The sequence below is a fragment of the Nocardia sp. NBC_00565 genome (genome assembly GCF_036345915.1).
In the GTDB taxonomy this organism is placed as follows: Bacteria; Actinomycetota; Actinomycetes; order Mycobacteriales; family Mycobacteriaceae; genus Nocardia.
Map to the genome: position 1 here is coordinate 7,179,133 of NZ_CP107785.1, position 24,364 is coordinate 7,203,496.

The window sequence follows — 24,364 nt, forward strand, 5'->3', positions numbered from 1 at the left end:
GCGCAACGTGATACGGAACGGGCATCACGAGTAGAGTGCCGGAGTGCCCAGCGTTCCCGCATCCCCGGTGGACTTCGATCTGCGCCTGGTGCGGTATTTCACGGTCGTGGCCGAGCACGGCAACTTCCACCGCGCGGCGGCCGCGCTGCATATCGCGCAACCGTCGCTGAGCCGACAGATCAAGCGCCTCGAAGAGCGGCTGGGAGTCCGCCTGCTCGATCGCACGACCCAGGGCAGCCGCCTAACCGAGGCGGGACAGGCCTTCCTGCCTCGAGCCGAAGCGCTGCTGCACTCCGCTGCGCAGGCCGCCGCGGACGCGCGCGCGGCCGCCGTACCCGGCACCGTCACGATCGGGTACGTGGGCGGCCTCATCGTTACCGCCGCAGTGCGCGAGCTACGCGGCCGCCATCCCGACGCAGAGGTGCGCACCCGACATCTCGACTGGCGCGATGTGCGTCCGGCCCTGCTGGAACACCGCGTGGACGCAGTCATCGCCCGGGAGCCGTTCCCGACCGACCAACTGCGGGTGACCATCCTGTACGACGAGCCCCGAGTGCTCTTGGTGCCCACGACACATCGCCTTGCGGGCAAGCAGTCGATCAGACTCGCCGACTTCGCCGACGAACCCCTCGTCCGCTACGCAGACGCCGCATACGACGCTTTCTGGCGAATCGACCCGCGCCCGGACGGCCGCCCAGCACCCGACGGCCCGCTCGTCGAGACGCCTGCGGACAAGCTCGAATCCGTCGCCGACGGCCGGGCGCTCGCCCTTGCCCCGGCAGGCGGCGGGAACAGCACTGTCCGGCGTGATCTCACGGCCATTCCGGTCGAAGGGATCGAGCCGTGCAAAGTCGTGATCGTGACCCGCGCCCGCGAGCGCAGTCACCTGGTCACAGCCTTCCGCGAATCAGCCCGCTCTTCATCCCACCGCTTGCGATTCTGAACAGCCTCAGCGGCAGACGAATTGACCGTTAGCGACGCCCTTGGTGAATGCATCCCATTCGTCGGGAGCGAACGAGCGCGAGACCTATCTCTTGACTGGGGTGACGCGACATCAAAATGTCACCAGTCGGCGTTGCTTTCGGGACCAGCGAAAGGGCCGCACCGCGCGGAAATAGCTTTACGCTATGAACGGCCGCGCACTCGCCCATGAGTGCCCGGCCCTTCTCAGTCCAGTGAATCCACGTGTCAATCGACCAGTCGAGGAGCAGGACGATGCCTGTTGTGAACATCTGGGGTTCGCTCAGTCCCGCGGCGCGCACCGCATATCCCACGCCGCAGGAGCCAGACGATGAGTGGCCCCTCCACGGTGGGACCGCATGGGTCTACTACAGCCCGCTGAACCGGCGGCAACTCGTCAAACCGGTCATCCTCGCCGACGGGTTCTCACTGGGTGCGAGTGACCTCGGCGAGCTCTGGGCCGGTCTGGAGAATAACGGGAGATACCGCTTCATCAGCGAGTTGCACGCGATAGGCCGGGATGTGATCGTGCTGGGCTACGACAACCGGACAGCGTCGATTCTGGACAACGCGAACACCGCCATCGAGTGCATCCAGACCGCTATTCGCAAGCGTGCCGGTAAGGCGAAACTGGCGGTGGGTGGTTTCAGTATGGGCGGGATGGTGACCCGCTACGCGTTGGCCAAGATGCAGCACGATCCGGAACTGCCCGACCCCGAGACAAGCGTGTACCTGTCCTACGACACCCCGCATCACGGTGCATGGCTACCGATCTCGATGCAGGCTTTCGCGCATTTCCTCAAGGACAAGTGGGGTGCGACATCGCCCATCTTCGGCCAGTTCTCCGACCTGATCAACAGCCCGGCCGCGCGGCAGATGTCTCGCTGGCACCTCGGCAAGGTCGGCGACAAGCCGGACCAGGCGTCGGAACGACGCACCTTCCTGCAGCAGTTGGATGCGGTGGGCGGATGGCCGCAGGGCATCCGCAGGATCGGTGTCGCCAACGGGGTCAGGACCGGTGCCGGAAACGGGATCGGTCCCGCGCTGACGGCGGTGAGCGGTCGCGGCGAACTGCTGCTCGACGGCACACTGCGCACCCAGGCACAGGGTGAGCAGGTCGTGGCCACCCTGCACGCGGCAGAACAACCCCCGATCGAGGTCCACACCGACGGACTACCCGATATCGATGGCGCCCCCGGCGGCCTGTTCCCCGAGAACCCGGCGCTGCCGGGAAACCCAGCAAGTTTCGGGATGGCCGCTGTGCTCATGGGGTTGCTCGGCTCCGGGGTCGAGTTGCAGTTCAACACCTCCTGTTTCATTCCCGCCATCAGCGCCGTCGCCACAGGCGAGATCGACAACCGTGACGCGCTGTACAGCGAGATCCGCGACGGCGACAGCGAACTCGACGCTTTCGCCTGCGCCAGCAAGAACGAGGGACACACCACTATGACTCGGGAACTGGGCGCATGGCTCGTGAACGAGATCGGCGCCAACTCCTGAGCACACGGTGAGCAGATCCACCCACCGCTGAACGTGGCAGCCGCACCGATACGCGTCACGGTGCGGCTGCTCCGTCTCCGCCGCCATGGGTTCGACGATCGATCGACCACAGCGTGTTGTTCGTCCCGAGACGTGACGAATCCGGCAGATTCCCAGGCCCGGAATGCCGCTGAACAGCGCTGGGGCTCAGCCGAATACGGCCGATATGGTCCGCCTGGATACACCAACCGCCGCCGAGTGCCGGTGTCATGGATGGTCGGTAAAGTGAGTTCGACCGCTATCCAGGCTGTACCAGGAGGCATTCGGTGAATGCGAAATCTTTCGTGAACGGCTTCAACTCGGTGACGCTGACCTTGACGAATGCACCCGTGGTGGGGTCGCTCATGCGCAAGAGCTTCGTCGAGATCAGTTACGTGGGCCGCCGTTCCGGCAAAACCTTCAGTACGCCCGTGAACTACCGCCGTTCCGGCGATTCGATCGTCATCGGGGTTGCACTCCCGGATCGAAAGAGTTGGTGGCGCAACTTCACCGATGAAGGCGGCCCGATCACGCTGCACCTCGAGGGCGGCGACCGGCATGGTCACGCGCTCGCAGATCGTGACGAGCGCGGGCGGGTCACGGTCCGTGTTCGCCTGGACGATTCGCACTGACCAACCCGAACCCTCCTGCCCCCGAACGCAACTGGCGAAGATCATTCATCAACCGGGCCATCGGAGGGGCCGGAATCTCAGTTCCGTGGCATTTCTTCAGTTTTGTCGTCTCAATGCGTCAGCGGCGAGCTGGTGCCATGGGTGGCCCTCGTCTGGTCCCCCGGCCGCGCGTCAGCTCGAGATGCGGGCTTCGATGCCGTCGAGGAGGAAGTCGAGGCCGGTCCGGAAGGTCTGGTCGGCGTCCAGGTGGGGGCCATCGTGGACGAGCGAGGCCAGCGCGGGAAATCGGCCGGTGGCGAAGGTTCTCCGCAGATAGGGCCCGAAGGTGGCCTGCCACTGCGTCTGGTCCATCCCGGAGGCTCGCTCGGCGCGTCGCTCGGTGATCTCCCGGCGTACCGCGCCGATCACGTACGCATTGACCGCGGCGACCGCCGGCACGACGGTGTCCAGGTCGACGCCGCCCAATGCGGCCAGCACGGCCTCTCCGCTGGCCAGCGTGTTCGGCCCGAGCTGGGGCCGCCCGCCGAGCAGGTCAGCGAGCCATTCGTGCTGGTGAACAGCCTGCCGGGTGGTTTCGGCAAGGGAGCGCAGCCCCTCGCGCCAACCGTCTCCGACCGGCCGGATCTCCGCGTGGACCGCATCGACCATCAGGTCGAGCAACTCCTCTTTGGTGGCGATGTAGCCATACAGCCGCATCGGTCCGACGTCCAGCGCCGCGGCGACCTTGCGCAGTGACACCGCGTCCAGGCCGTCCGCATCGGCGAGTTGGATCGCCGCTCGCACGATCCGCTCCCGGCTCAGCGGGGCCAGCACCGGGCGATCGGGCGGCTCCGGCCGCTCCCACACCAACATGCACCTGACAGTACATCGCCTGGCGCGATACGCTGTATTGAAAGATACGGTGTATCAAAGGAGAACGCATGACCATCGCCATAGTCGGAGCCGGCTTGGGCGGCTTGGCCCTTGCCCGGGTCCTGCACGTGAACGCCATCGACGCCGTGGTGTACGAACGTGAATCGTCGCGTGGTGCGCGCGGTCAGGGCGGCATGCTCGACATCCACTCCGGGCAGCGGGCGCTGCGCGAGGCCGGTCTGATCGACCAGTTCTACGCGATTGCCCGTGGTGAGGGCCAGGACATGCGGCTTCTAGAATCGGACGGCACCCTGCTGCTGCAGGAGGACACGCCCGAGGACGCCCCGCTTTTGCGACCCGAGGTGGATCGTGCCGATCTGCGTGACCTGCTGCTGGACTCTCTTCCTGAACACGCGGTGCGCTGGGGGCACGCGTTCGAGTCCGCTGACAACGGCGTGCTGCACTTCGCCGACGGCAGCAGTGCGACGTATGACCTGCTGGTCGGCGCCGACGGCGCGCAGTCCCGGGTCCGCGCGCTGCTCACCGACGCCCGCCCGGCGCATATCGGCCAGAACGTCGTCGAGGTCGGTATTCCCGACATCGACCGCACCCACCCCGACCTCGCGGCGATGGTCGGGCGCGGCAACTACTGGGTGCTCGGCAACGGAAAATCGTTGGCGGCGCAGCGCAACGGCGATGGCCGCGTTCGCATCGGCCTCAGCTTCTACAACACCGCCGAGGACTGGTTCGCCACCAGCGGGATCCCGTTCGACGACCCAGCTGCCGCCCGGGCGCGGCTGATCGAGCTGTTCGCCGGCTGGGAAGCACGGTTCACCGCACTGATCGCAGCCTGCGACGACACGATCCTGCCCCGGTCGCTCACCACGCTCCCGGTCGGCCTGACCTGGCCATCGACACCAAGCGTCACACTGCTCGGCGATGCCGCGCACCTGATGCCGCCGGTGGGGGAAGGCGCCAACATGGCGCTGCTCGACGGCGCCCTGCTCGGCCTCGCACTGGCCGCGCACCCGGACGACTATCCCGCCGCCGTCAAAGAATACGAACGCGAGATGTTCGAACGCACCAGCGCTGCCGCCCGGATGTCCGCGGACATGCAGGAATTGCTGATGTCGCCGGACGCCAGCCGGAGAATGCTCGAGTTCTTCCAACCGGGCTGAAGGTGACTGAACACGACCAAGCAACCGGTCGCCCAGCCAGGATCACCCGCGGTTCGGGTCCCCCGGTTGTCTCACGGGACGTCACGCGACATGGGTCTCAGCATGGCCTGGGCGCACCTGGTCGACGGCCGGATCACCGCGCATACCGGAACCATTGACGCGATTGTTCCCGGCGGCTGCCCGTGGATCGGCACCCGCGTAGTGGACGACCGCGCCGACTTCGGTATCCGGGTGACCTCACCGGAGACACCGTGATGAGCGCTACCGCGTCTCCACGGCCGGACGAGTCCGACGTACACCTGAGCGTGTACCTGCACGGCGCGCGGTTCGACTTCGCCGCCTGCGTCACCGCCGCATTGATCTTCATCCTCGAACACCAGGCACGCCACTACCTCGGCGCGGTACAGATCATCCCCGGCGACCCCACCGGACTACCCAGGCTGCCCGGCGAACGCCTCTACCTGGTGCCATGAAGTCGGGTCGCGCTAGTGCCATGAAGTCGGGTCGCGCCCGGCCCGGCAAGTGCCGGGACCGGGCGCGATTCGAACAGTTTCACGCGGAACTGGCACCGCCAGACCTCGCACCGTTGGTCGAACCGGCCGTGCCATTCGCGGAGTTCGCCAGCACATCCAATGCATCCTCGGACGGACTCAGCATTTCGCCGCCCGCGGTCAACAGACCCGTGCGCTCCACGACATCCGGCCCGGCACCATTCGCCGCCGCGTCACCTTTGGCCGCCGCGTCCTTGGCCGCCTCGATTCCGCCGACCGTCCGCAGCGGCACTTCCTTCCAGAACAGCACCAGGATCAGCCCGAGCAGCGCGAGACCGGCCACAAAAAGGAACACCGTCGACATCGACTCGGCGAAACCGACCTGGAACGGCCGCGCCAGCACCGGATTCAGCTGCTGCACGATCGAGCTGTCCTTCAGCACCCCGCTGGCCGCCGAAGTATCCTGCGCGAGTAGGCCTTTCGCGAGCGCGGCATCAGCGGGATTGCTGCTGTTCGCGGCCTCGACCACGGCATGCTGGAATGCCGGATCGGTGGCCGCGGCCTTCATCTCGCTGGAGATATTCGGCGTCAGCTGCGCGAAGAGAATCGAGAGGAATACCGCGACACCCATCGTGCCGCCGATCTGCCGGAAGAAGGTGGCCGCGGCGGTGGAGACGCCCATATCCTTGGGCGGCAACGCATTCTGCACCGCTATGGTGAGCGGCTGCATGAGATTGCCGAGTCCGAATCCGGTGCAGGCCATGAAGATCATCGCGAGCCACAGTGGGCTGTCGGCATTCACGAAGTGCAGCAGGAACAGGCCGAGCGTCAACATGGTCGCGCCGATGAGCGGGAAGATCCGGTAACGACCGGTACGCGAGATCAGCTGGCCGGATACGACCGAACCGGTCATCATCCCGAGCACCATCGGCAGCATCTGCAGACCCGCCAGCGTCGGACTGGACCCGCGCACCACCTGCAGGTACTGCGGCAGCAGTGAAATACCGCCGAACATCGCCGAGCCGACCACGACCGAGATCACCACGCCGAGCGCGAAGGTCTTGTTGGCGAACATCCGCAGCGGAATCAGCGCCTTATCCCGCATTGCCTTCTCGACCAGCACGAACCCGATGACACCGAGCACACCGATCACATAGCAGAGGAGGGATCGTCCACTGCCCCAACCCCATTCGCGCCCCTGCTCGGCGACGATGAGCAGCGGCACCAGGCCGATCGCGAGCACCAGCACACCCCACCAGTCGACTCGATCAGTGGAATGCGGCCGCTTCGGCAGTTTGAGCACCTTGGAGACGACGCCGAGCGCGATCAGGCCGATCGGCACATTGACGAGGAAGACCCAGCGCCAGCCGCTGACCCCGAGAATGGTGTCCTGACCGGCGAGCACACCGCCGAGCACCGGACCGATCACGCTGGAGGTGCCGAACACTGCCAGAAAGTAACCCTGGTACTTGGCGCGCTCCCGCGGACTGACGATATCGCCGAGGATGGTCAGCGCCAGCGACATCAAGCCGCCCGCGCCGAGTCCCTGGAACGCACGGAACGCCGCGAGCTCGTACATCGACTGCGCGATCGTGCACAGCAGCGAACCGACCACGAAGATCGTGATCGCCGCCATGAAGAACGGCTTGCGGCCGAACATATCGGACAACTTGCCGTACAGCGGCGTCGCGAGGGTCGCGGTGATCAGGTAGGCCGTGGTCGCCCAGGCCTGCATCGAATAGCCGTCGAGATCATCGGCGATGGTGCGGATCGCGGTGGAGACAATCGTCTGGTCCAGCGCCGCGAGCAACATGCCGAGCATCAGACCACTGAGAATGGTCAGGATCTGGCGGTGGGTGAAACCCGTGGACTCCTCCACGGTGGCCGGTGCGGTCACGAATTGTTCTCCGTCTCGATGTCGTACAGGTTCTGGTCCGCGCGGATGGCCGCGACCATGGCGGGCTTGGCCCGCTCGAAGTCGTCGACGAACTGCCGCAGCAGCCCGGCGAAGGCGGCCCGATCCTGCGGCGTCCAGGCCGCCATCACCCGGGTCAGGTTCTCGTGCCTGCGCCTGCGGATCCGCTCGGCGACCTCGCGACCGCGCTCGGTGACGACCAGCACGGTGGCGCGGCCGTCGTTGCGGTCGGCCTGCCGTTCGACCAGATGCCGCTCGACCAGGTGCGCGACGTGCCGGCTGATCGTCGACGCGTCGGAATGCACGGCGTCGGCGAGGGCGCCCGAGCGCATCGGCCCGTCGCAGAGCAATCGGAACAGGATCGCGAACGCCGCGGGGTCCACGCCGTCCTTCATCCGCAGCTGCCCCGCGGTCCGCTCCCGGATCCGCTGCAGCCGGGTGAGCTGAATCGCGATCACGTCGACCGACAGCTCGTCCTCATCCACTCATCTCACCCTTTACTTGCGTCAATCAATTAGTTGCGTGATACAAGTATGTGGGCAAGCCAACAGCTAGGGCAAGCGTTTTACCGGCCTTTACCGGCCCTTGAACTCCGGTTCCCGCTTCTCGAATACGGCCTGGATGGCCTCGGTCAGGTCCTCCGAGGGCAGGAATGCGGCGTTCCATGCGGAGACGTAGCGCAGCCCGACGGCCACCTGATCCTTGGTGCGCTGCTCGAGCACATCCTTCGCACCCTGCACCACCAGCGGCGGGTTCGCGGCGATCTCGCGGGCGATGGCGTGCGCCGCGTCCAATGTCGCGTCCTGATCGGCGAAGACGTCGTTGACCAGGCCGATCTTCTCGGCACGCGCGGCGTCGATGTCCTTACCGGTGTACGCGAGTTCGCGCAGATGGCCCTCGCCGATGATGCCGGGCAGCCGATGCAGCGAACCGATATCGGCGATGATCGCCACCTTCGCCTCGCGCAGACTGAACTTCGCATCCGCGCTCGCGTAGCGGATATCGGCGGCGGCGATGAGATCCAGCCCGCCGCCGATGCACCAACCGGCGACCGCGGCGATGACCGGCTTGCGGCAGTCGGCCACGGCAGTTACCGCGGCCTGCATGCGGCGCAACTCAATGAGGAAGTCGGTGCGCGGCGCGGCCTGGGCCTTATCGGCCAGCAGCGGACCGAACATCCCGGACATCGCAGGCAGATCGAGCCCGTAGGAGAAATGTTTGCCGGAACCGGTGAGCACAATCGCACGAACCTCGGTATCGGCATCGAGCCCGCGGAAAATCTCCGGCAACTCCCGCCAGAAATCCGGACCCATGGCATTGCCCTTACCGGGACCGATCAGGGTCACCTGCGCGACGTGGTCCTTGGTTTCAACGGTGAAAGCCTGCCAATCAGTCATTCGTCCAGCGTAAAGCAGGTGTGAGCAAGTCGGCCGACCAGTCCGCCCACCATGTAAATCCTGTGCAAAAGTTGGTGTGGCGCACTGGTTCCCGCATCGGTGCGGACCGCATCATGGTCGAGTCAGCAAACCCGCATCACCGGGCTGGGAGGCCATCATGCTGATGCATCGAGGAATAGGGCTGGACCGCTTCAATGCGATGACGCACAGTCGTGCCGTACACGCGCTGTTCGAAGCCTGCTGCAATGTCACCTGGGCGGCCAAGATCGCCGCTGACCGCCCGTACGCGGATCGGGACGCGCTGCTTGCCAAGGCGGATATCGAATTGCTCGCGCTGTCCCAATCCGATCTCGATCGCGCCTTCGATGCGTTTGTGCACGAACAGGTCTCGCAGCGGAGTGTGACCGAACTCGCGCGGGTGGTGCGCGACCGGATCGACCGAATGCTAGGCCCCGCCGAGGGATACCCCGAATACTGACCGGCGAACTCACCCGGCGTACCGCCCGCAATCCCTCTACCCTGGTGGGATGCGCAGGTCACTTCCACCAGTCGCATGCCGGGTCGCGGATACCCTGATCGCGCGCGGCCACCACGGTGTCATCGTCACTCAGCCCGCTCCCACGCCGACCGCAGCCGATGCCGCGCGGGCACTCGGCATCGATGTGGGCGCCATCACGAAATCACTGGTGTTCCTGCTCGACGACGATCCGGTGCTGCTGCTGGTCTCCGGCGCACATCAGGTGGATCTCGAGCACACCGGCGCCCGGCTCGAGGGCAAGCTCACCAAGGCGTCCGCCGAGATGGTGCGGGCGGTGACCGGTCAGCCGATCGGCGGCATCGCACCGGTCGGGCATCCGACCAACCTGCCGACCTGGGTGGACACCGCACTGTCCACGCATCGCGAGGTGTGGGCCGCGGGCGGACATCCGAATACCGTATTCCGCACCTCGTTTCGGGAATTGGTGCGCATCACCGCTGGACTTCCGATCGACGTGGATTGAATTCCCCGCCCCGCCGCGCGAGCAGCGCAAAGCGCGAAATGGAGATCAATCCAACATCTGGGCGGCGGACCATTGCCGACAAACCCGGCGTAGTTTCGGTCATGTGAGCGAGCGGAGCGAGAGAACCATCAACACAGCACCGACGGTCGCGGCGGAGCCGAGCGCTAGCGAGGCGGAGCTGTGACCGAAGCTCAACCGCCCGCCACCGACATCCGGATTCCCGATGATCTGAGCGGTATCACCGCCGAGCAGTACCGCGCCTCCATGCGGCACTATCCGGCGGGCGTCACCGTGGTCACCCTCGGCTCCGCGAACGGTCCGATCGGTTTCACCGCGACCTCGTTCGCGTCGCTATCCCTCGAGCCTCCACTGGTCTCCTTCAATATCGCGCACACGTCATCGAGCCTGACCGCACTACGGGCGGCCGACTCCGTGGTGATCCACTTCCTCGGCGAACATCAACACGATCTCGCGCAGCGCTTCGCCCGCACGGCCGACGAGCGCTTCACCGACCGTTCGCTGTGGACCACGCTGGAAACCGGCGAGCCGGTATTGCACGGCACGCCCATCTGGATCCGCGCCACCATCCACCAACTCATCACCATCGGCGACCACGACTTCGTCGTCGGTCTCGTCACGCGGGTGCACGACGACACCGATGAAAGACCCGCCGCCGCCCCGCTGCTCTATTACCGCGGCCGGTACTACCGCCCGACCTCGCTCGAGGGCTGAGCAGGCCGAGCGGCAGTCGAATTCAGCTGGGCAGATTCGGCTGGGCGGCAACCGAAATCGATCGCTGGAGATCCACTGATGGGCCGGTGCGCACCTCGATGTGGAAGGTGTCGCCCGATCCGGCCGACGGCGGCCGCCGGGCGAATCTCCTTGGTGCGCCGCTGGATTCGCAGGTAGATCGATATTCGGGCCCATCCGTGCTCCGATTCCGCGAGACACCGCGGAGATCGCTCGGGAATGGGCGTTTAGTGCAATAGGCGCGCACAGCTCGGGGGTGCGTCTATCGCTATCCGGACGGAGCACCAGGGGATCAGCCCAACTAGCCGATCAGGCAGGGTGCGGCACCATCGGTGGAGTTGGGGCTGGTGAAGGGGCGGGTCTCCGGGGTCGGGTTCCACAGACCGTCGGTGCTGGCGTAGTTCCAGGTAGTGCCGTTGGCGACGAGCGTCGCAATGGCCTCGACCAACCGATCCACATCGGCGGAGCTGGTGCCCAGACCGATACTGGCGCGCAGCGCACCGTCGAGTCCGAGCCGCTCGAGCAGCGGGTGAGCACAGAAACGGCCGTCGCGGATGCCGATGCCGTATTCGGCGGAGAGATAGGCCGCGACATGGCCGGGGACGAAACCGTCGAGGGTGAACGCGACGATGCCGACGGTGTCGGGGCTGTCGTCCCAGATGCGCAGCAGGTTGACGCCGGGGATGGCGGACAAGCCCGCGCGCAGGCGATCGGCGAGCTGTCGCTCGTGGGTGGTGAGAGTTTCCGGATCGATCGCACAGAGCGCGTCACACGCCGCGGCGAGTGCGGCGGCGCCGAGGACGTTCGGGGACCCGCCCTCATGGCGCTGTGGCGCGGGCGCCCAGTCCGCGTGGGTGGTGGTGACCTCGCGGACCGCGCCACCGCCGGCCAGGTACGGCTCGGCGGCATCGAGCCAATCCCGGCGTCCGACAAGGACTCCCGCGCCGAACGGCGCGTAGAGCTTGTGACCGGAAAACGCGAGGTAGTCGATGCCGGTGTCGCGCAGGCTGATTCGACGATGCGGAGCCAGCTGGGCGGCATCGACCAGAATGCGCGCGCCGCACTGGTGGGCGATGGTGGCCAGCCGCTCCAGCGGCAGCACCTCACCGGTCACATTGGAGGCACCCGTGACCGCGAGCAGCGCGGCGGGCTTACTGCACAGTTCGGCGATGAGCTGGCGAATGGTCTCCTCGACGGTATCCGCGGCCTTGACGACGCGGCGACCGTGCCGAGTCCAGGGCAGGAAGTTGGCGTGGTGCTCGATATCCAGCACGACGGTGTCACCGGGCACGCAGGACGCGAGCAGGTTCAGCGAATCAGTGGTGTTGCGGGTGAATACCACGACCTGGTCGTCGGCGGCGTCGAGGAACCGGGTCACCGAACCGCGGGCCGCCTCGTAGCACTCGGTGGAGATCCGCGAGGCGTAACCGGCGCCGCGGTGCACGCTCGCGTAGTACGGCAGCAACTGCTGCACCCAGTCGGCGACCTGCGCCAATGCCGGTGCGCTCGCGGCGTAGTCGAAGTTCGCGTAGGTGGTCGTCCCGCCCTGAACGAGCGGTACCCGCAGATCGTCGCCGGAGACCCGGGCGAAGGCGGAACAGGTCTGGTCAACTACAGCAGTCATCACAAAATCCCATCGGCTGTGGGACCCGTAATCAGGTGATTATCCGAGTCCGCGCTTGCCGCACCCGGTCGGGCTGCGGCCCGGTCGTCACCCGGAGCACCCCACCGCGGAGGAGGGTTGCCGACCAGCTAGCCGGGGCTTGACGCTGGTACTCATGACCTGAAACGAGACTGACAGATGCCAAGTCGCTCTGTCAACCGCCGTTTCCGCCACCCATATCGTGCATATACATGCAATTGAGTAAATAAACTTGCACAGCCGGGCGATCTGCGGTCTCATCGAGGGGTGACGCTTTCCCTGCTGCTCAGTTTTGTCGGCCTGTGCATCCTACTGTCGATCACGCCGGGACCGGACTCGTTCCTGGTGCTGCGATTCTCGATCGTGGACGCGCGACCCGGCATCGCCGCGGCGCTCGGATCGGCACTGGGCGGCATCGTCTGGGCAGTGGTGGTCGCGGCGGGTGTCGCCGCGCTGCTGGAGCAGTCCGCGACGGCCTACCGGACACTCAAGGTCGTCGGCGGAATCTACTTGGTGTACTTGGGAATTCGGGCGCTGCTCGAGCACCGCAAGCAGCGCAGGACGGCCAACGCGGCGGGCACCGGCCCGCCGGCCGGCCACCTGAGCACCGGCGAACCGACCTCGATTCGCTCGGCGTTCGCCGCGGGCCTGGTGTCGTGCATGTTCAACCCGAAGGTCGGACTGTTCTACCTGGCGGTGCTGCCGCAATTCCTCACCGACGTCACCTTCCTGAACACCCTCGCCCTCGGCGCCATCGAATGCACCGTCGCCGCGGTGGAGATGATCCTGCTCGCCGTGCTGGCCTCACGGGCGGTCGCCATGCTGCGCCGCCCGCAGGTCCGCGACCGGCTCGAGCAGATCAGTGCGGCCATCCTCGCCGCCCTCGGCATCGGCACCGCCGCCTCGGCCGCGTAATCCGTTACGCGCCTTGTCGACAGCCGTCTCCGATCGCCGGCAAGACGCACACAACAGCACTATTTCGGCTGAACCTCCTTGCGCCACAGCAGCAGTGACGCGATCAGCGAGACAACCGCCGCAGCAGTCAGCCACCAGAAGGCCTGCCGGAACCCGGCATCGGCCGGCAGCCCGGCGTCGGCCGCGCGGTACAGCACCACCGCCAGCAATCACCGAATGCCCGCCGACCACATTCACCCCCGCGGCCTGCTCCGCTTCCCGACCTACGCGCTCGGCAGGCTGCACAAGGCCGTACACGCCGAGATGGGCACATCACTGCGCGACCACTGGGTGCTGGTCTGCCTGGAGGAATTCGACGATCTGTCCCAGCAGCAGGTCGCCATCGCCCTCGGCATCGACCGCAGCGAGGTGGTCCGGCTGATCGACGGCCTGGAGCAGGCCGGTTTCGTGGTCCGCACCCGCGATTCCGTGGACCGCCGCAGGTACCGGCTCTCCATCACCAAGGCCGGACGGGCCGAGCGCCGCAAGACCGATGAACTCATCGAGCAGGCCGCCGAGCGGGTGCTGCATCGACTCGATGACGAGGAACGGCAAACCCTGCATCGCCTGGCACTAAAAGCGCTCGGCGAAGACATCTGAGCCTGCCCGCCGCAACCCCCAAAGACCGACCGCCCGGTTCTGTCAGCGACAACAATCCGATACCGCAGGTACCGTAGACACTTGGTCACCGTGGCGTTTGCCCATTGGTAACCCTCTTGTGAAACAACTTCGGGGAAGCGTTAGGCAGGTCTATGAGAGGTGGGCAGGACGTGATGCTGCAGCCGCAGGTCGACGCCGCGGCGGACCAGGACCCGGCAGCCGGGCTCCCGACGTCCGATCCCCTGCTCCGCGCCACCCTCGCGGCGCAGGCCAGGACCCTCGTCGACATCCTGAACAGCACCGCGACCGCCCATCCCGAGGCGCCCGCGATCGATGACGGCCGGGTGGTGCTCAACTACACCGAATTGCTGGCCGAGATCGACGCCGGGGTCGTCCGATTGACCGCGGCCGGAGTGCGGCCGGGCGACCGCGTCGGCGTGCGCCTGCCATCCGGTACGCATGAGCTTTACGTCACTATCCTGGCCATCCTGTTCGCCGGTGCGGCCTACGTACCGGTCGACGCGGATGACCCGCAGGAGCGTGCCCGACTGGTCTTCGGCGAAGCCCGAGTTACCGCTATCGCAACCGCGGCGGGCATCGAGCCGACGGTGGCCGCCGCCGAGCGGCCCGATGACGAAACCGAACCGGCCACCGACAGCGCCTCGACCGTGCGCCCGACGCCCACCGACGACGCCTGGATCATCTTCACCTCCGGCTCCACCGGCACCCCGAAAGGCGTTGCGGTCACCCATCGCAATGCCGCCGCATTCGTCGATGCCGAGGCGCGGCTGTTCCTGCCGGAGGCTCCGATCGGCCCCGGCGACCGCGTCCTGGCCGGACTCTCGGTCGCCTTCGACGCCTCCTGCGAAGAGATGTGGCTGGCCTGGCGCAACGGCGCCTGCCTGGTGCCCGCGCCCCGCGCGCTGGTGCGTACCGGCGCGGATCTGGGCCCCTGGCTGGTCCGCCGCGAAATCAGCATCGTCTCGACGGTGCCCACGCTGGCCGCGACCTGGCCCGTCGAGGCGCTCGACTCGGTCCGCCTGCTGATCTTCGGCGGTGAGGCAGTGCCGCCCGAACTCGCCGAACGCCTTGCCGGAAGCCCCGCGGCGCGAGCGACGGGCTCGGAGGAGGCAGTTCGGGGCCGTCGACGCGGTACTCCGCAGGGTATACACGCACACGCATGGCCCCGCGAATCCGACTCGGATTCGGATCGTGAGGTGTGGAATACCTACGGGCCCACCGAAGCGACAGTGGTTGCCTGTGCGGCTCTGCTGGACGGTAGTTTCCCGGTCCGGATCGGCCTGCCGCTGGACGGCTGGGATCTGACCGTCATCGACGCCGCCGGAAATCCGGTGGCCGAGGGCGAATCCGGCGAACTCGTGATCGGCGGCGTCGGCCTGGCCCGCTACCTCGATCCGGCCAAGGACGCCGAAAAGTACGCTCCCCTACCGTCACTCGGCTGGGAACGCGCCTACCGCAGCGGCGATCTGGTCCGCAACGACAGCGCGGGCCTGATCTTCCTCGGCCGCGCCGACGATCAGATCAAACTCGGCGGCCGACGCATCGAACTGGGCGAAATCGATAACGCACTCCAGCATCTACCCAGCGTCACCGGCGCGGCCGCCGCAATCCGAACCACCAAGGCGGGCAATAAGATCCTGGTCGGCTATCTGACCGGAACCGCGCCCGATTTCGACCTGTCCGCGGCCAGAACCCGACTCGCCGAACAACTCCCGGCGCCTCTGGTCCCCAGGCTCGCCATCGTCGCCGACCTGCCCACCCGCACCTCGGGCAAGGTCGATCGCGACGCCCTGCCCTGGCCGCTGCCGAACGACACCGAAACCGGAAACCTCGACCTCACCGACACCGAGCAATGGATTGCCGGACTGTGGGATTCGATTCTGGGCGCCCAAATCACCGGTCCCGACACCGACTTCTTCGACCTCGGCGGCGGCTCACTCGCGGCCGCCCAATTGGTCACCGCCCTGCGCGAACGCTATCCGCGCATCGCCGTCGCCGACCTCTACGACCACCCCCGCCTCGGCGCACTCGCCGAACTACTCGACGAAACCGCGCCGACCGCCGCGGTCGAGCCCCGCATCGTGCGCCCCACCCCGCGCAGCGCCCAATGGGCCCAGGTGCTGGCCACCATTCCGCTGACCACCCTGACCGGATTGCAGTGGCTCACCTGGCTGGCCATCGTCGGCAATATCGCGGGCTGGTCCGGCTCGCTGCCATGGCTGCCGCGCCTGTCGTGGTGGTGGACCCTGGCCGCCTTCCTGCTCTTCATCTCCCCGCCCGGCCGCATGGCGATCTGCGCGACCGGCGCCAGAGTGCTGCTGCGCGGGATAAGGCCCGGCAGTTACCCGCGCGGCGGTTCGGTGCATCTGCGGCTGTGGGCGGCGGTCCGGCTCTCCGAGGCCAGCGGCGCCGAAAGCCTGTCCGGCGCACCGTGGATGGTGCCATTCGCGCGGGCGCTCGGCGCGAAGATCGGCACCGGTATCGATCTGCACACACTGCCGCCGGTGACCGGCATGCTCGAACTCGGCGACGGCTGCAGTGTGGAACCCGAGGTCGATCTGTCGGGTTACTGGATCGATGGCGATATCGTGCACATCGGGCCGATCACCATCGGACCGGGCGCGGTGATCGGTGCGCGCTCGATCCTGCTGCCCGGCACCAAAATCGGCAAGAACGCCGAAATCGCACCGGGCTCTTCGGTATCGGGCAAGGTCAAGGCCGAACAGGAGTGGGCGGGCTCGCCCGCGGCGAAGGTCGGCAAGGCACCGCACCGTTGGCCCGATCACACCCCCGACAGGGCCGCGCACTGGGTCGCGATCTTCGGTGTGACCTCGATGGTGTTGGCGGCCATGCCCATTCTCGGCCTGGCCTCCGGTGGCGCTTTCATCGCCTGGTTCATCCGCGACGCCCGCACCCTCGCCGGCGCACTCGGCCGTGGCTTCGCGATCCTGCCGGTCGCCACTCTGCTCAGCCTGTCGGTGTACGCCGTGGCAACGGTGCTCGCGGTACGGCTGCTCAGCATCGGACTCACCGAGGGCCATCATCCGGTTCGCAGCCGGGTCGGCTGGCAGGTCTGGGCCACCGAGCGCCTGCTGGATTCGGCGCGCACCTTCCTGTTCCCGCTCTACGCCAGCCTGCTGACCCCGGTGTGGCTGCGCCTGCTCGGCGCGAAGATCGGTAAGAGCGTCGAAGCGTCCACGGTGCTACTGCTGCCCAAATTCACCACCGTCGCCGATGGCGCGTTCCTCGCCGACGACACCATGATCGCCAGTTACGAACTCGGCGGCGGCTGGCTGCGCATCGGTGAGGCGAAGGTCGGCAAACGCGCGTTCCTCGGCAACTCCGGTATGACCGCACCCGGTCGACGGGTACCGAAGAACGGTCTGGTCGCGGTGCTTTCGGCCGCGCCGTCGAAGGCGAAGGCGGGTTCGTCCTGGCTCGGCAGTCCGCCGGTTCGGCTGCGCCGCGCCGCCGAGTCCGGCGATACCGAACGCACCTTCGACCCGTCGCCGCGACTGAAGATGTTCCGCGGCATCGTCGAAACCTGCCGCCTCATCCCGGTATTGGTGACCTTCGCCATAGGTCTCGGCGTGCTGTTCACGCTGGCCTGGATCGCGGAGTCGGCGGGCTACCTGGTCGCCGCCCTGCTGTGTGGTCTGGTACTGATGGCCGCGGGCGCTATCGCGGGCGCCAGCGCGGTCACCGCGAAGTGGTTGCTGGTCGGCCGAATCGACGCCGACGAGCATCCGCTGTGGAGTTCGTTCGTGTGGCGCAACGAGGTTGCCGACACCTTCGTCGAAACCGTTGCCGCGCCGTGGTTCGCGCGGGCCGCCACGGGTACTCCGGTGCTGAACCTCTGGCTCCGAGGACTCGGCGCGAAGATCGGGCGCGGGGTATGGTGCGAGTCCTATTGGCTACCGGAGGCGGACCTGGTGACACTCGGTGACGGCGCGACCGTGGAACGGGGCTGCGTAGTGCAGACCCACCTGTTCCACGATCGGATCATGGCTATGGACACCGTCACCCTCGGCGCCGGCGCGACTCTGGGCCCGCACTGCGTCGCCCTGCCCGCCGCGAGCATCGGCGACGGCGCGACCATCGGCCCCGCATCGCTGGTCATGCGTGGTGACACCGTGCCGCCGTCCACTCGCTGGTGGGGAAATCCGATCGCGCCGTGGTCAAGTGAGACGCCGAGCCTTAGCGAGGCCGGAGCAGCCTCCTGATGGCGGGCAAGTACTACGAAGAGCCCGTGGACGAATACCTACCGCAGAACGGAAATTGGGGCTACCGGGTTTCGCGGTACGAACTCGAGCTCACTTATAAGGTCGCCAGCAACCGCTTGGCAGGCCGAGCCGAGATCACTGCGGTGACTACCGCCGTCCGCGACCGTTTCATGCTCGACCTGTCCCAGTCGCTCACCGTGTCCAAGGTGTTCGTCAACGGCACCAAGGCCGCGAAATACACCCATCAGCGCGGCAAGCTAGTCATCACACCACAGCACCGGATCCCGTCGGGCGGGGTGCTCGGGCTGGTCATCCAATACGCCGGGCTGCCGAAGCCGGTGCGCGGACCGTGGGGCGAGGTCGGCTGGGAGGAACTGACCGAGGGCGCGCTGGTGGCCAGCCAGCCCAACGGTGCCGCGTCCTGGTTCCCCTGCGATGACCACCCGAGTTCCAAAGCCAGCTACCGGATTTCGATCACCACCGATACCCCGTACTACGCACTCGCCAACGGCACCTTGGTGCGCAAGCAGACCAAGGCCAGTCAGACCACCTGGGTCTACGAGCAGCCCGAACCGATGTCGAGCTATTTGGCGACCATCCAGATCGGCCCGTACCGCAAGCACCGCATCGACGCCCCACACGGTCCGGTGCCGATGCAGGCCATCGTCCCGGCCCGGCTGCGCGCCAACTTCGACCACGACTTCGAGCGCCAACCGCAGATGATGGAGCTCTTCACCGAGAAGTTCGGCCCGTATCCGTTCGAGGGGTACACGGTCGTGGTCACCGACGACGAACTGGAAATCCCCATCGAGGCACAGGGCATCTCCATCTTCGGCGCCAACCATTGCGACGGCCACCGCGGCGCGGAACGCCTTGTCGCACACGAACTCGCGCACCAATGGTTCGGCAACAGCCTCACCATCTGGCAGTGGCGCGACATCTGGCTACACGAAGGCTTCGCCTGTTACGCCGAATGGATCTGGTCCGAAGCCGCGGGCGGGCCCACCGCGGACCAATTGGCCCGCGCCGCGCGGCACAACCTGTCCCGGGAACCGCAGGACATCATCATCGGCGACCCCGGCCCGCGACGTATGTTCGACGACCGCGTGTACAAACGCGGCGCGCTCACCCTGCATACCCTGCGCCTGGAACTCGGCGAACTCGCCTTCTGGGATCTGCTGCGCGAGTGGACGATTCGCTACCGGCACGGCTCGGTCACCACGGAGGAATTCACCGATCTGGCGGGCCACTACAGTCTGGTGCCGCTGCGCCCGCTGTGGGATGCGTGGCTGCTCAGCGAACCGCTGCCGCAACTGCCGCCCTCCGGCGGGCAGGTCAACACGACATCGCACTGAGGTGCCCTCAGAAGACCAGGTAGCGCACGGCCAGTTCTTCGACCAACGGATCGTCATCGGCGACACTGTTCAGCACATCGAGATCGGACTCGATCGAGATCAGGCGCGGGTCGTCCGGTTCCGAGTCGGGAGTGCCGTCCTCGGCGAGCTGGCGTAATAGCTTCGCCCGGATCCGTTGCTTCAGCGAGTCAGTCATGATCGAACACTAAACCGGCGTGAGCCACGTCCCCCACGGCGTATTGCGCAGCACCGTATAGCCGGTGAGCACCGCGATGAACAGCCACAACGTGGTGCGGTTGCCCCGCGGCAGGCGCATTCGCTCACCGCGCCAGGCCCGCAACGACCAGTCGCCGATCCACAACACGAACGCCAGGAACAGTGGCAGCACGAGCAGATTGCTGTGCACCGCATCGAGAATCCGGCCGTCGGTGAGGTTGTGCACACCCCGCATGCCACCACAGCCCGGGCAGTAGAACCCCGTCAACGCGTAGACCGGGCAGATGCCGTAGGAGCCTTCGCTGTGTGGATCGCGCAAGTGCAGCAAGACCACGGCCCCGATGCCGATACTCGCGGCCACCAGCGGCCAGCCCATGGCGCGCAAGCCGGTGCGCCCGGCCCGCTCCGGTTGCCCGGCAGGCTCCGGGTTTACCGCTGGCTCCGGGTTCGCGCCCGGTTCCGGCGCCACATGCGTTGTCTCCACAAGGATCAACGGTAGCCTCGGCCCACCCGATCCCGCCACAGCTCAGGGCCGCGCTAGTCGGGTTGGGCGAAGCGCAGGGAATTGCCGAATGGATCGGCCAATTCGAAACCGGGCCCGGACCGCATCGGAAGCCATGCCCGAAATCATCGCACCGCCCACCGACATGATCATTTTCTTCCAGTGTTTCCGCAGCTAGAGTAGAATTTTTCCCGTGGATGCCGCTGGTGTTACCCGGCTCGACGGATTCGGGGTCAGGGCGGCTCGCAAGCTCGAATTCGGGCATGTGGGCCACTGGTTCGCACCCTCGGACAGCGATTTCTCCGGCTCGGTCGCGGTCGAAATAGACCCCGGAGACGGTTCCTCGGTGGTCGTCTTCGTCCGCGCCCCCAACCGCCGCGATGTCCCCGACGATTTCCATCCGGACGACCAGGTCTGTCTGGTCATGCCCGAAGACATCGCCGCCTTCCTCACCCCCAGCTGACGCGGCTTTCCCCAGGCTGACCGGCGCACCCCTTCTCGGAATCCGCACCCTCATCGGGTCTGTCGGTTCCGGCAGCTTGTCCTGATGTGCCGGTGGACGAGCACACTCCATACCCCTACCAGAGCCACGAAGCCCGCGGCTGTGACGGCGGGCGCGGGATTGCCGGTTCAGGGACAGCGGAATTGGGGGCACGCGGCCAGGTGTGCGGCGCTAACGGACGCCTCGGTGGCGAACGATACCCAGGTAGAAGTCAGTTGTGCCCGATGTTTCTGCCAGTAAGCACTATTGGCCCGACCTAATTTCGGGTATCCACCCGGTAGAGCCAGGATTTCCGCCACTGAGCGCTAGCCCTAGCAAGCATTCTGCTTGCACGGTACGGTGACGGCAGACACAAAGGAGTGCTCGAATGCTGGTCAAGTCGATGAAGACTTTGGCGGAAGTGCGCAGCGATGAACCGTTGACCGCCGCCTATCGCGCCGGACTTCGGTCTCGGACCTACCGGACCGCGTCGCTGAACAAGCCAACGGCTGAGCCCGAGATCATCTCGGTGACCACCGCGGACGGTGCCAAGCTCCGGGTCCACGCCTACGGCCCCGCCGATGGCGAAGTCATCGTGTTGATCCACGGCTGGAGCTGCTGCATCGAGTACTGGAATCCGCAGATCAACGCCTTCGCCGACCGTTACCGCGTGCTCGCCTACGACCAGCGCGGCCATGGCGCGAGCACCCTCGGCAGCGCCGGTCCCGGCGCGGACACCCTGGCCGACGACCTCGAGGCCGTCCTGCAAGCCGCCCTCCCGTTCGGCAAGCGCGCCGTCCTCGTCGGTCACAGCATGGGCGGAATCACCCTGCAGGCGTGGGCATCTCGCTATCCCGAACAGGTCACCCGCCGTGCGTCGGCCGTGCTCCTGGCCAACACCGCGGCCAGCGATATCCGGTACGAGACCGATCTGCTGCCGCTGCTGAACAAGCCGCTCATGCTGGCCAAACGACCGTTGACCGTACTGGGCGCCAGCGTGCGTGTCCCGCTCGTCGTCGCGGAAACCGTACTCACCGCACCGGTTCCGCTGCCGGGCGGTTGGCCGGTCAGCGCGGTCTTCAAGGCCCGCGTGATGTCCAAGTCCGCCACCCGCGAGGAGGTGGACTTCGCGCTGGGCATCATCCGCTCGTGTCGTCCGCTCACCCGTGGCCTGCACGCCGCCGCCCTTGCCGCCCTGGACCTCGGCGATGCCGCCGCGCACCTGACGGTCCCGACCACCGTCATCGCGGGCGCCGAAGACCATCTGCTGCCCGAGCGTATGTCCCGCCCGATCGTCGAAACCCTGTCCCGCACCGGCCATCTCGCCGACTACCAGGTCTGGCCCACCGGCCACCTCGGCAATATCGAAGCCGCCGACCGTTTCAACGCCCTGCTCGCCGCCGTGGCCTCCGCCGCCAGCAGCCCCGAGGCCGCCGTGGGCTGACGACTTCTGGGGCTGGTCAACGGCACCCGGCCCCAGAGGACGCCCCTGCATCTGGGGTCACTATCGCCGAACGCGTGCGCCTGCACGACCTGGGCTTCGTCATCCTCGCCGACTACCAGGTCATCACCGACCGCGAAGAAATCGCCCGGTCCACGACAGCGTCCTCTTCAACAAGGCCTCGACTAAAATATCATCATCAATCTGATATATTAACTGTCGTCGATTTCGTTGAAGGGAAGTACCACCAGTGACGACACGCCCCACCCGTCCCCGGCGCACCACCCTGGCGGTACCAGGATCGAGCCAGAAGATGATCGACAAGGCTCGCGACCTCCCCGCGGACGCCGTATTCCTCGATCTCGAGGACGCGTGCGCGCCCGCGGCGAAGGCGGACGGTCGCAAGATCATCGCGAGTGCTCTCAATGCGGGCGGATTCGGCGACAAGATACGCACGGTCCGGGTCAACGACTGGACAACGCCGTGGACTTATGCGGATGTCATCGACGTAGTCGGCAACGCGGGCGCGAATCTGGACTGTGTGATGCTGCCCAAGACGCGTAGCGCTTCCGACGTCGTGGCGCTGGATCTGCTGCTCACACAGGTCGAGAAGGCTGAGGGACTCGAGGTCGGACGCATCGGCCTCGATGTGCAGATCGAGAATGCCGCAGGGCTGCTGGCGGTGGAGGCCATCGCCACTGCCAGCCCGCGTATCGAGACGATCGTCTTCGGCCCCGCTGATTTCATGGCATCGATTCAGATGAAGACTTTGGTGGTCGGCGAGCAACCGCCGGGATACGACGTCGGCGACGCCTACCACCACATTTTGATGACCATCTTGATGGTGGCCCGTGCCCATGATCTGCAGGCCATCGACGGCCCGTATCTCGCCATCAAGGATCTCGCGGGTTTGCGGCGGGTCGCGCAACGCTCTGCCGCATTGGGATTCGACGGGAAATGGGCGCTGCACCCGACCCAAATCGATGTACTCAACGAGATCTACAGTCCGCGCCAGACCGATTACGACCATGCGGAGAACATCCTCGACGCCTATGCCTGGCACACTTCCCAGGCCGGCGGTCACCGCGGCGCAGCGATGCTGGGCGATGAAATGATCGATGAAGCGTCCCGCAAGATGGCGCTGGTCGTCTCGGCGAAGGGCCGAGCGGCGGGAATGTCGCGTACCGAAATCTGGCGGCCGGCCGAATAACCGGCCATCGCCGTGCCGCAGTCTCGGCCGAGCAATTCCGGAGTGCGTTTCGAGGCCATCCGGGCGGCGTTTCGCTGATCACCGCCGACACCGGCCGGCCGGTCGCGCTGACGGCGACCTCGGTCGCCTCGGTCAGCGTCGACCCACCGGCGCTGACGTTCTCGGTGTCCGAACAGTCATCGAGCGCACCCACACTGCGACAGGCACCGACTCCCGCATCGCCTGATAAGAGCCGCCTACCCGGACGATGATCCGAGTTCTTGTTCGGCCAAGCGCGCACTCAGCAGTTCGGCCGCGGCGCGGAAGTGTTCCTCGGTGATGGTGCGAGCGGCGACCGAATCGCCCTTCGCGAGGGCGGCGACGAGCAGCTCGTGATCGTCGATAGAGCACGGCACCCGTTCCGGGAAGAGTTCGAAGAAGCGCCGTGGGACCATCCGTCCGGCGTCGCCCAGCATCCCCTGCAGCCGCGCCGACCCGCAGGCCCTGTTGATCTCCCGGTGAAACAGCCAGTTCAACGTGGCGACATCGTCGCCGACCTGCGCGGCGATACGGATCTCGCGATGCAGTTCGCGAACCCGCAACAACTGACGCGGCACAATCTTCTGCGCCGCCCACTGCGCAGCTACTCCCGACAACGCGGCCATCAAGGTGAAGTTCTCCAAAGTCGCCTCGGCCGAGACACCGATCACGGTAATTCCGCTCCGCTGCGCGACCCGGACCAGACCTTCCTGCGCCAGCACAAGGCATGCCTCGCGCACCGGCGTGCGACTGGTACCGAACTCCTGCGCGGTGGCGTCCAGATCGATCCGGGAATCCCGGGCGAGCTCGCCGGCGAGAATGCGCTCACGCAGCGCATCCGCCAGACGCTCGCGTTCGGTGCGGGGTCCGTTGCCGGTGTCGTCGACCTCACCGACGGGCCAGGGGCCACGGGCGGCCTCGTCTGTCATCGGCCACTCCTGCCTCGACACCGCAGCAGCGATTCCGCGTCCGACCGCGCATCAACCCGGGGAAACACCACCGCTCCA

General features: G+C 66.6%; 27 protein-coding genes and 1 riboswitch. Of the genes, 18 read left to right on the plus strand and 9 right to left on the minus strand.

Annotated elements, in window-relative coordinates; all coding sequences use genetic code 11:
- Positions 1 to 43 precede the first annotated feature (43 nt).
- The 3 genes from OG874_RS33120 to OG874_RS33130 all read left to right on the plus strand — a co-directional run bounded on the left by OG874_RS33120 (position 44) and on the right by OG874_RS33130 (position 3,110).
- Positions 44 to 943 (plus strand): LysR family transcriptional regulator, encoded by a 900-nt coding sequence (locus OG874_RS33120; protein ID WP_330251009.1) that lies wholly within the window; start codon positions 44 to 46, stop codon positions 941 to 943.
- Positions 944 to 1,215: 272 nt separating this feature from the next.
- The gene (locus OG874_RS33125) at positions 1,216 to 2,460 is read left to right on the plus strand and encodes an esterase/lipase family protein (protein WP_330251010.1); all 1,245 of its coding nucleotides are present in this window, start codon (positions 1,216 to 1,218) and stop codon (positions 2,458 to 2,460) included.
- A 305-nt stretch (positions 2,461 to 2,765) separates the two neighbouring features.
- Positions 2,766 to 3,110, plus strand: coding sequence for a hypothetical protein (locus OG874_RS33130; RefSeq protein ID WP_330251011.1), 345 nt, complete (start codon positions 2,766 to 2,768; stop codon positions 3,108 to 3,110).
- Positions 3,111 to 3,281: 171 nt separating this feature from the next.
- Here the strand turns inward: OG874_RS33130 and OG874_RS33135 are convergent, their stop codons facing one another.
- The gene (locus tag OG874_RS33135) at positions 3,282 to 3,962 is read right to left on the minus strand and encodes a TetR/AcrR family transcriptional regulator (protein WP_330251012.1); all 681 of its coding nucleotides are present in this window, start codon (positions 3,960 to 3,962) and stop codon (positions 3,282 to 3,284) included.
- 68 nt (positions 3,963 to 4,030) lie between these two features.
- On the opposite strand from OG874_RS33135, the gene OG874_RS33140 reads away from it, so the two are divergent.
- From OG874_RS33140 to OG874_RS33150, 3 genes are all read left to right on the plus strand, one after another.
- Positions 4,031 to 5,140, plus strand: coding sequence for an FAD-dependent oxidoreductase (locus OG874_RS33140; RefSeq protein WP_330251013.1), 1,110 nt, complete (start codon positions 4,031 to 4,033; stop codon positions 5,138 to 5,140).
- A gap of 90 nt (positions 5,141 to 5,230) precedes the next feature.
- Complete coding sequence (locus OG874_RS33145; RefSeq protein WP_330251014.1) at positions 5,231 to 5,395, plus strand: hypothetical protein; 165 nt, start codon at positions 5,231 to 5,233, stop codon at positions 5,393 to 5,395.
- Complete coding sequence (locus OG874_RS33150) at positions 5,395 to 5,613, plus strand: hypothetical protein (RefSeq protein WP_330251015.1); 219 nt, start codon at positions 5,395 to 5,397, stop codon at positions 5,611 to 5,613. Before OG874_RS33145 ends, OG874_RS33150 begins: the two co-directional genes overlap by 1 nt.
- A gap of 79 nt (positions 5,614 to 5,692) precedes the next feature.
- Here the strand turns inward: OG874_RS33150 and OG874_RS33155 are convergent, their stop codons facing one another.
- From OG874_RS33155 to OG874_RS33165, 3 genes are all read right to left on the minus strand, one after another.
- Entirely contained in the window at positions 5,693 to 7,528 is a 1,836-nt protein-coding gene (locus OG874_RS33155; protein ID WP_330251016.1) for an MDR family MFS transporter, read from the minus strand.
- Positions 7,525 to 8,031, minus strand: a complete 507-nt coding sequence (locus OG874_RS33160) for a MarR family winged helix-turn-helix transcriptional regulator (RefSeq protein ID WP_330251017.1) — start codon at positions 8,029 to 8,031, stop codon at positions 7,525 to 7,527. Before OG874_RS33160 ends, OG874_RS33155 begins: the two co-directional genes overlap by 4 nt.
- A gap of 90 nt (positions 8,032 to 8,121) precedes the next feature.
- The gene (locus OG874_RS33165; protein ID WP_330251018.1) at positions 8,122 to 8,943 is read right to left on the minus strand and encodes a crotonase/enoyl-CoA hydratase family protein; all 822 of its coding nucleotides are present in this window, start codon (positions 8,941 to 8,943) and stop codon (positions 8,122 to 8,124) included.
- Positions 8,944 to 9,100: 157 nt separating this feature from the next.
- Here OG874_RS33165 and OG874_RS33170 point away from each other — a divergent pair, with 157 nt between their 5' ends.
- The 3 genes from OG874_RS33170 to OG874_RS33180 all read left to right on the plus strand — a co-directional run bounded on the left by OG874_RS33170 (position 9,101) and on the right by OG874_RS33180 (position 10,676).
- Entirely contained in the window at positions 9,101 to 9,421 is a 321-nt protein-coding gene (locus OG874_RS33170; RefSeq protein ID WP_330251019.1) for a 2-oxo-4-hydroxy-4-carboxy-5-ureidoimidazoline decarboxylase, read from the plus strand.
- Between the two features lie 49 nt (positions 9,422 to 9,470).
- On the plus strand, positions 9,471 to 9,944 hold the full coding sequence (locus OG874_RS33175) for a YbaK/EbsC family protein (protein ID WP_330251020.1): 474 nt from the start codon (positions 9,471 to 9,473) through the stop codon (positions 9,942 to 9,944).
- A 180-nt stretch (positions 9,945 to 10,124) separates the two neighbouring features.
- Positions 10,125 to 10,676 carry a flavin reductase family protein gene (locus OG874_RS33180; protein ID WP_330251021.1) on the plus strand — a complete coding sequence of 184 codons (552 nt, stop codon included), beginning with the start codon at positions 10,125 to 10,127 and terminating at the stop codon, positions 10,674 to 10,676.
- Between the two features lie 319 nt (positions 10,677 to 10,995).
- Here OG874_RS33180 and OG874_RS33185 read toward each other — a convergent pair whose 3' ends face one another.
- The gene (locus tag OG874_RS33185; RefSeq protein WP_330251022.1) at positions 10,996 to 12,318 is read right to left on the minus strand and encodes an aminotransferase class V-fold PLP-dependent enzyme; all 1,323 of its coding nucleotides are present in this window, start codon (positions 12,316 to 12,318) and stop codon (positions 10,996 to 10,998) included.
- A gap of 46 nt (positions 12,319 to 12,364) precedes the next feature.
- Positions 12,365 to 12,478, minus strand: a riboswitch (SAM riboswitch).
- A gap of 125 nt (positions 12,479 to 12,603) precedes the next feature.
- On the opposite strand from OG874_RS33185, the gene OG874_RS33190 reads away from it, so the two are divergent.
- Positions 12,604 to 13,251 (plus strand): LysE family translocator, encoded by a 648-nt coding sequence (locus OG874_RS33190; RefSeq protein ID WP_330251023.1) that lies wholly within the window; start codon positions 12,604 to 12,606, stop codon positions 13,249 to 13,251.
- Between the two features lie 59 nt (positions 13,252 to 13,310).
- Here OG874_RS33190 and OG874_RS33195 read toward each other — a convergent pair whose 3' ends face one another.
- Positions 13,311 to 13,460, minus strand: a complete 150-nt coding sequence (locus OG874_RS33195) for a hypothetical protein (protein ID WP_330251024.1) — start codon at positions 13,458 to 13,460, stop codon at positions 13,311 to 13,313.
- 7 nt (positions 13,461 to 13,467) lie between these two features.
- Between OG874_RS33195 and OG874_RS33200 the strand changes: the two genes are divergently transcribed.
- From OG874_RS33200 to OG874_RS33210, 3 genes are all read left to right on the plus strand, one after another.
- Positions 13,468 to 13,890 (plus strand): MarR family winged helix-turn-helix transcriptional regulator, encoded by a 423-nt coding sequence (locus OG874_RS33200; protein WP_330251025.1) that lies wholly within the window; start codon positions 13,468 to 13,470, stop codon positions 13,888 to 13,890.
- Positions 13,891 to 14,063: 173 nt separating this feature from the next.
- The gene (locus OG874_RS33205; RefSeq protein ID WP_330257524.1) at positions 14,064 to 18,134 is read left to right on the plus strand and encodes a Pls/PosA family non-ribosomal peptide synthetase; all 4,071 of its coding nucleotides are present in this window, start codon (positions 14,064 to 14,066) and stop codon (positions 18,132 to 18,134) included.
- On the plus strand, positions 18,134 to 19,489 hold the full coding sequence (locus OG874_RS33210) for a M1 family metallopeptidase (protein ID WP_330251026.1): 1,356 nt from the start codon (positions 18,134 to 18,136) through the stop codon (positions 19,487 to 19,489). Before OG874_RS33205 ends, OG874_RS33210 begins: the two co-directional genes overlap by 1 nt.
- Before the next feature lie 7 nt (positions 19,490 to 19,496).
- Here OG874_RS33210 and OG874_RS33215 read toward each other — a convergent pair whose 3' ends face one another.
- Together OG874_RS33215 and OG874_RS33220 are read right to left on the minus strand one after the other, a co-directional pair.
- Positions 19,497 to 19,685: a hypothetical protein gene (locus OG874_RS33215; protein ID WP_330251027.1), complete on the minus strand. Its 189-nt coding sequence runs from the start codon at positions 19,683 to 19,685 to the stop codon at positions 19,497 to 19,499.
- Between the two features lie 9 nt (positions 19,686 to 19,694).
- On the minus strand, positions 19,695 to 20,189 hold the full coding sequence (locus OG874_RS33220; protein WP_330251028.1) for a DUF2752 domain-containing protein: 495 nt from the start codon (positions 20,187 to 20,189) through the stop codon (positions 19,695 to 19,697).
- A gap of 211 nt (positions 20,190 to 20,400) precedes the next feature.
- Here OG874_RS33220 and OG874_RS33225 point away from each other — a divergent pair, with 211 nt between their 5' ends.
- The 5 genes from OG874_RS33225 (at position 20,401) to OG874_RS33245 (ending at position 23,590) form a co-directional block, all read left to right on the plus strand.
- Entirely contained in the window at positions 20,401 to 20,670 is a 270-nt protein-coding gene (locus tag OG874_RS33225; RefSeq protein WP_330251029.1) for a hypothetical protein, read from the plus strand.
- 406 nt (positions 20,671 to 21,076) lie between these two features.
- Positions 21,077 to 22,132: an alpha/beta fold hydrolase gene (locus tag OG874_RS33230; protein ID WP_330251030.1), complete on the plus strand. Its 1,056-nt coding sequence runs from the start codon at positions 21,077 to 21,079 to the stop codon at positions 22,130 to 22,132.
- Between the two features lie 74 nt (positions 22,133 to 22,206).
- Positions 22,207 to 22,383, plus strand: coding sequence for a hypothetical protein (locus tag OG874_RS33235; RefSeq protein WP_330251031.1), 177 nt, complete (start codon positions 22,207 to 22,209; stop codon positions 22,381 to 22,383).
- Positions 22,380 to 23,339, plus strand: coding sequence for an HpcH/HpaI aldolase/citrate lyase family protein (locus OG874_RS33240; protein ID WP_330251032.1), 960 nt, complete (start codon positions 22,380 to 22,382; stop codon positions 23,337 to 23,339). Before OG874_RS33235 ends, OG874_RS33240 begins: the two co-directional genes overlap by 4 nt.
- The gene (locus tag OG874_RS33245; RefSeq protein ID WP_330257525.1) at positions 23,336 to 23,590 is read left to right on the plus strand and encodes a flavin reductase family protein; all 255 of its coding nucleotides are present in this window, start codon (positions 23,336 to 23,338) and stop codon (positions 23,588 to 23,590) included. The genes OG874_RS33240 and OG874_RS33245 overlap by 4 nt, the downstream gene beginning before the upstream one ends.
- On the opposite strand, the gene OG874_RS33250 is transcribed toward OG874_RS33245, so the two are convergent.
- Entirely contained in the window at positions 23,576 to 24,286 is a 711-nt protein-coding gene (locus OG874_RS33250) for a GntR family transcriptional regulator (RefSeq protein WP_330251033.1), read from the minus strand. The two genes, OG874_RS33245 and OG874_RS33250, sit on opposite strands and share 15 nt — an antisense overlap.
- Between the last annotated feature and the right edge of the window lie 78 nt (positions 24,287 to 24,364).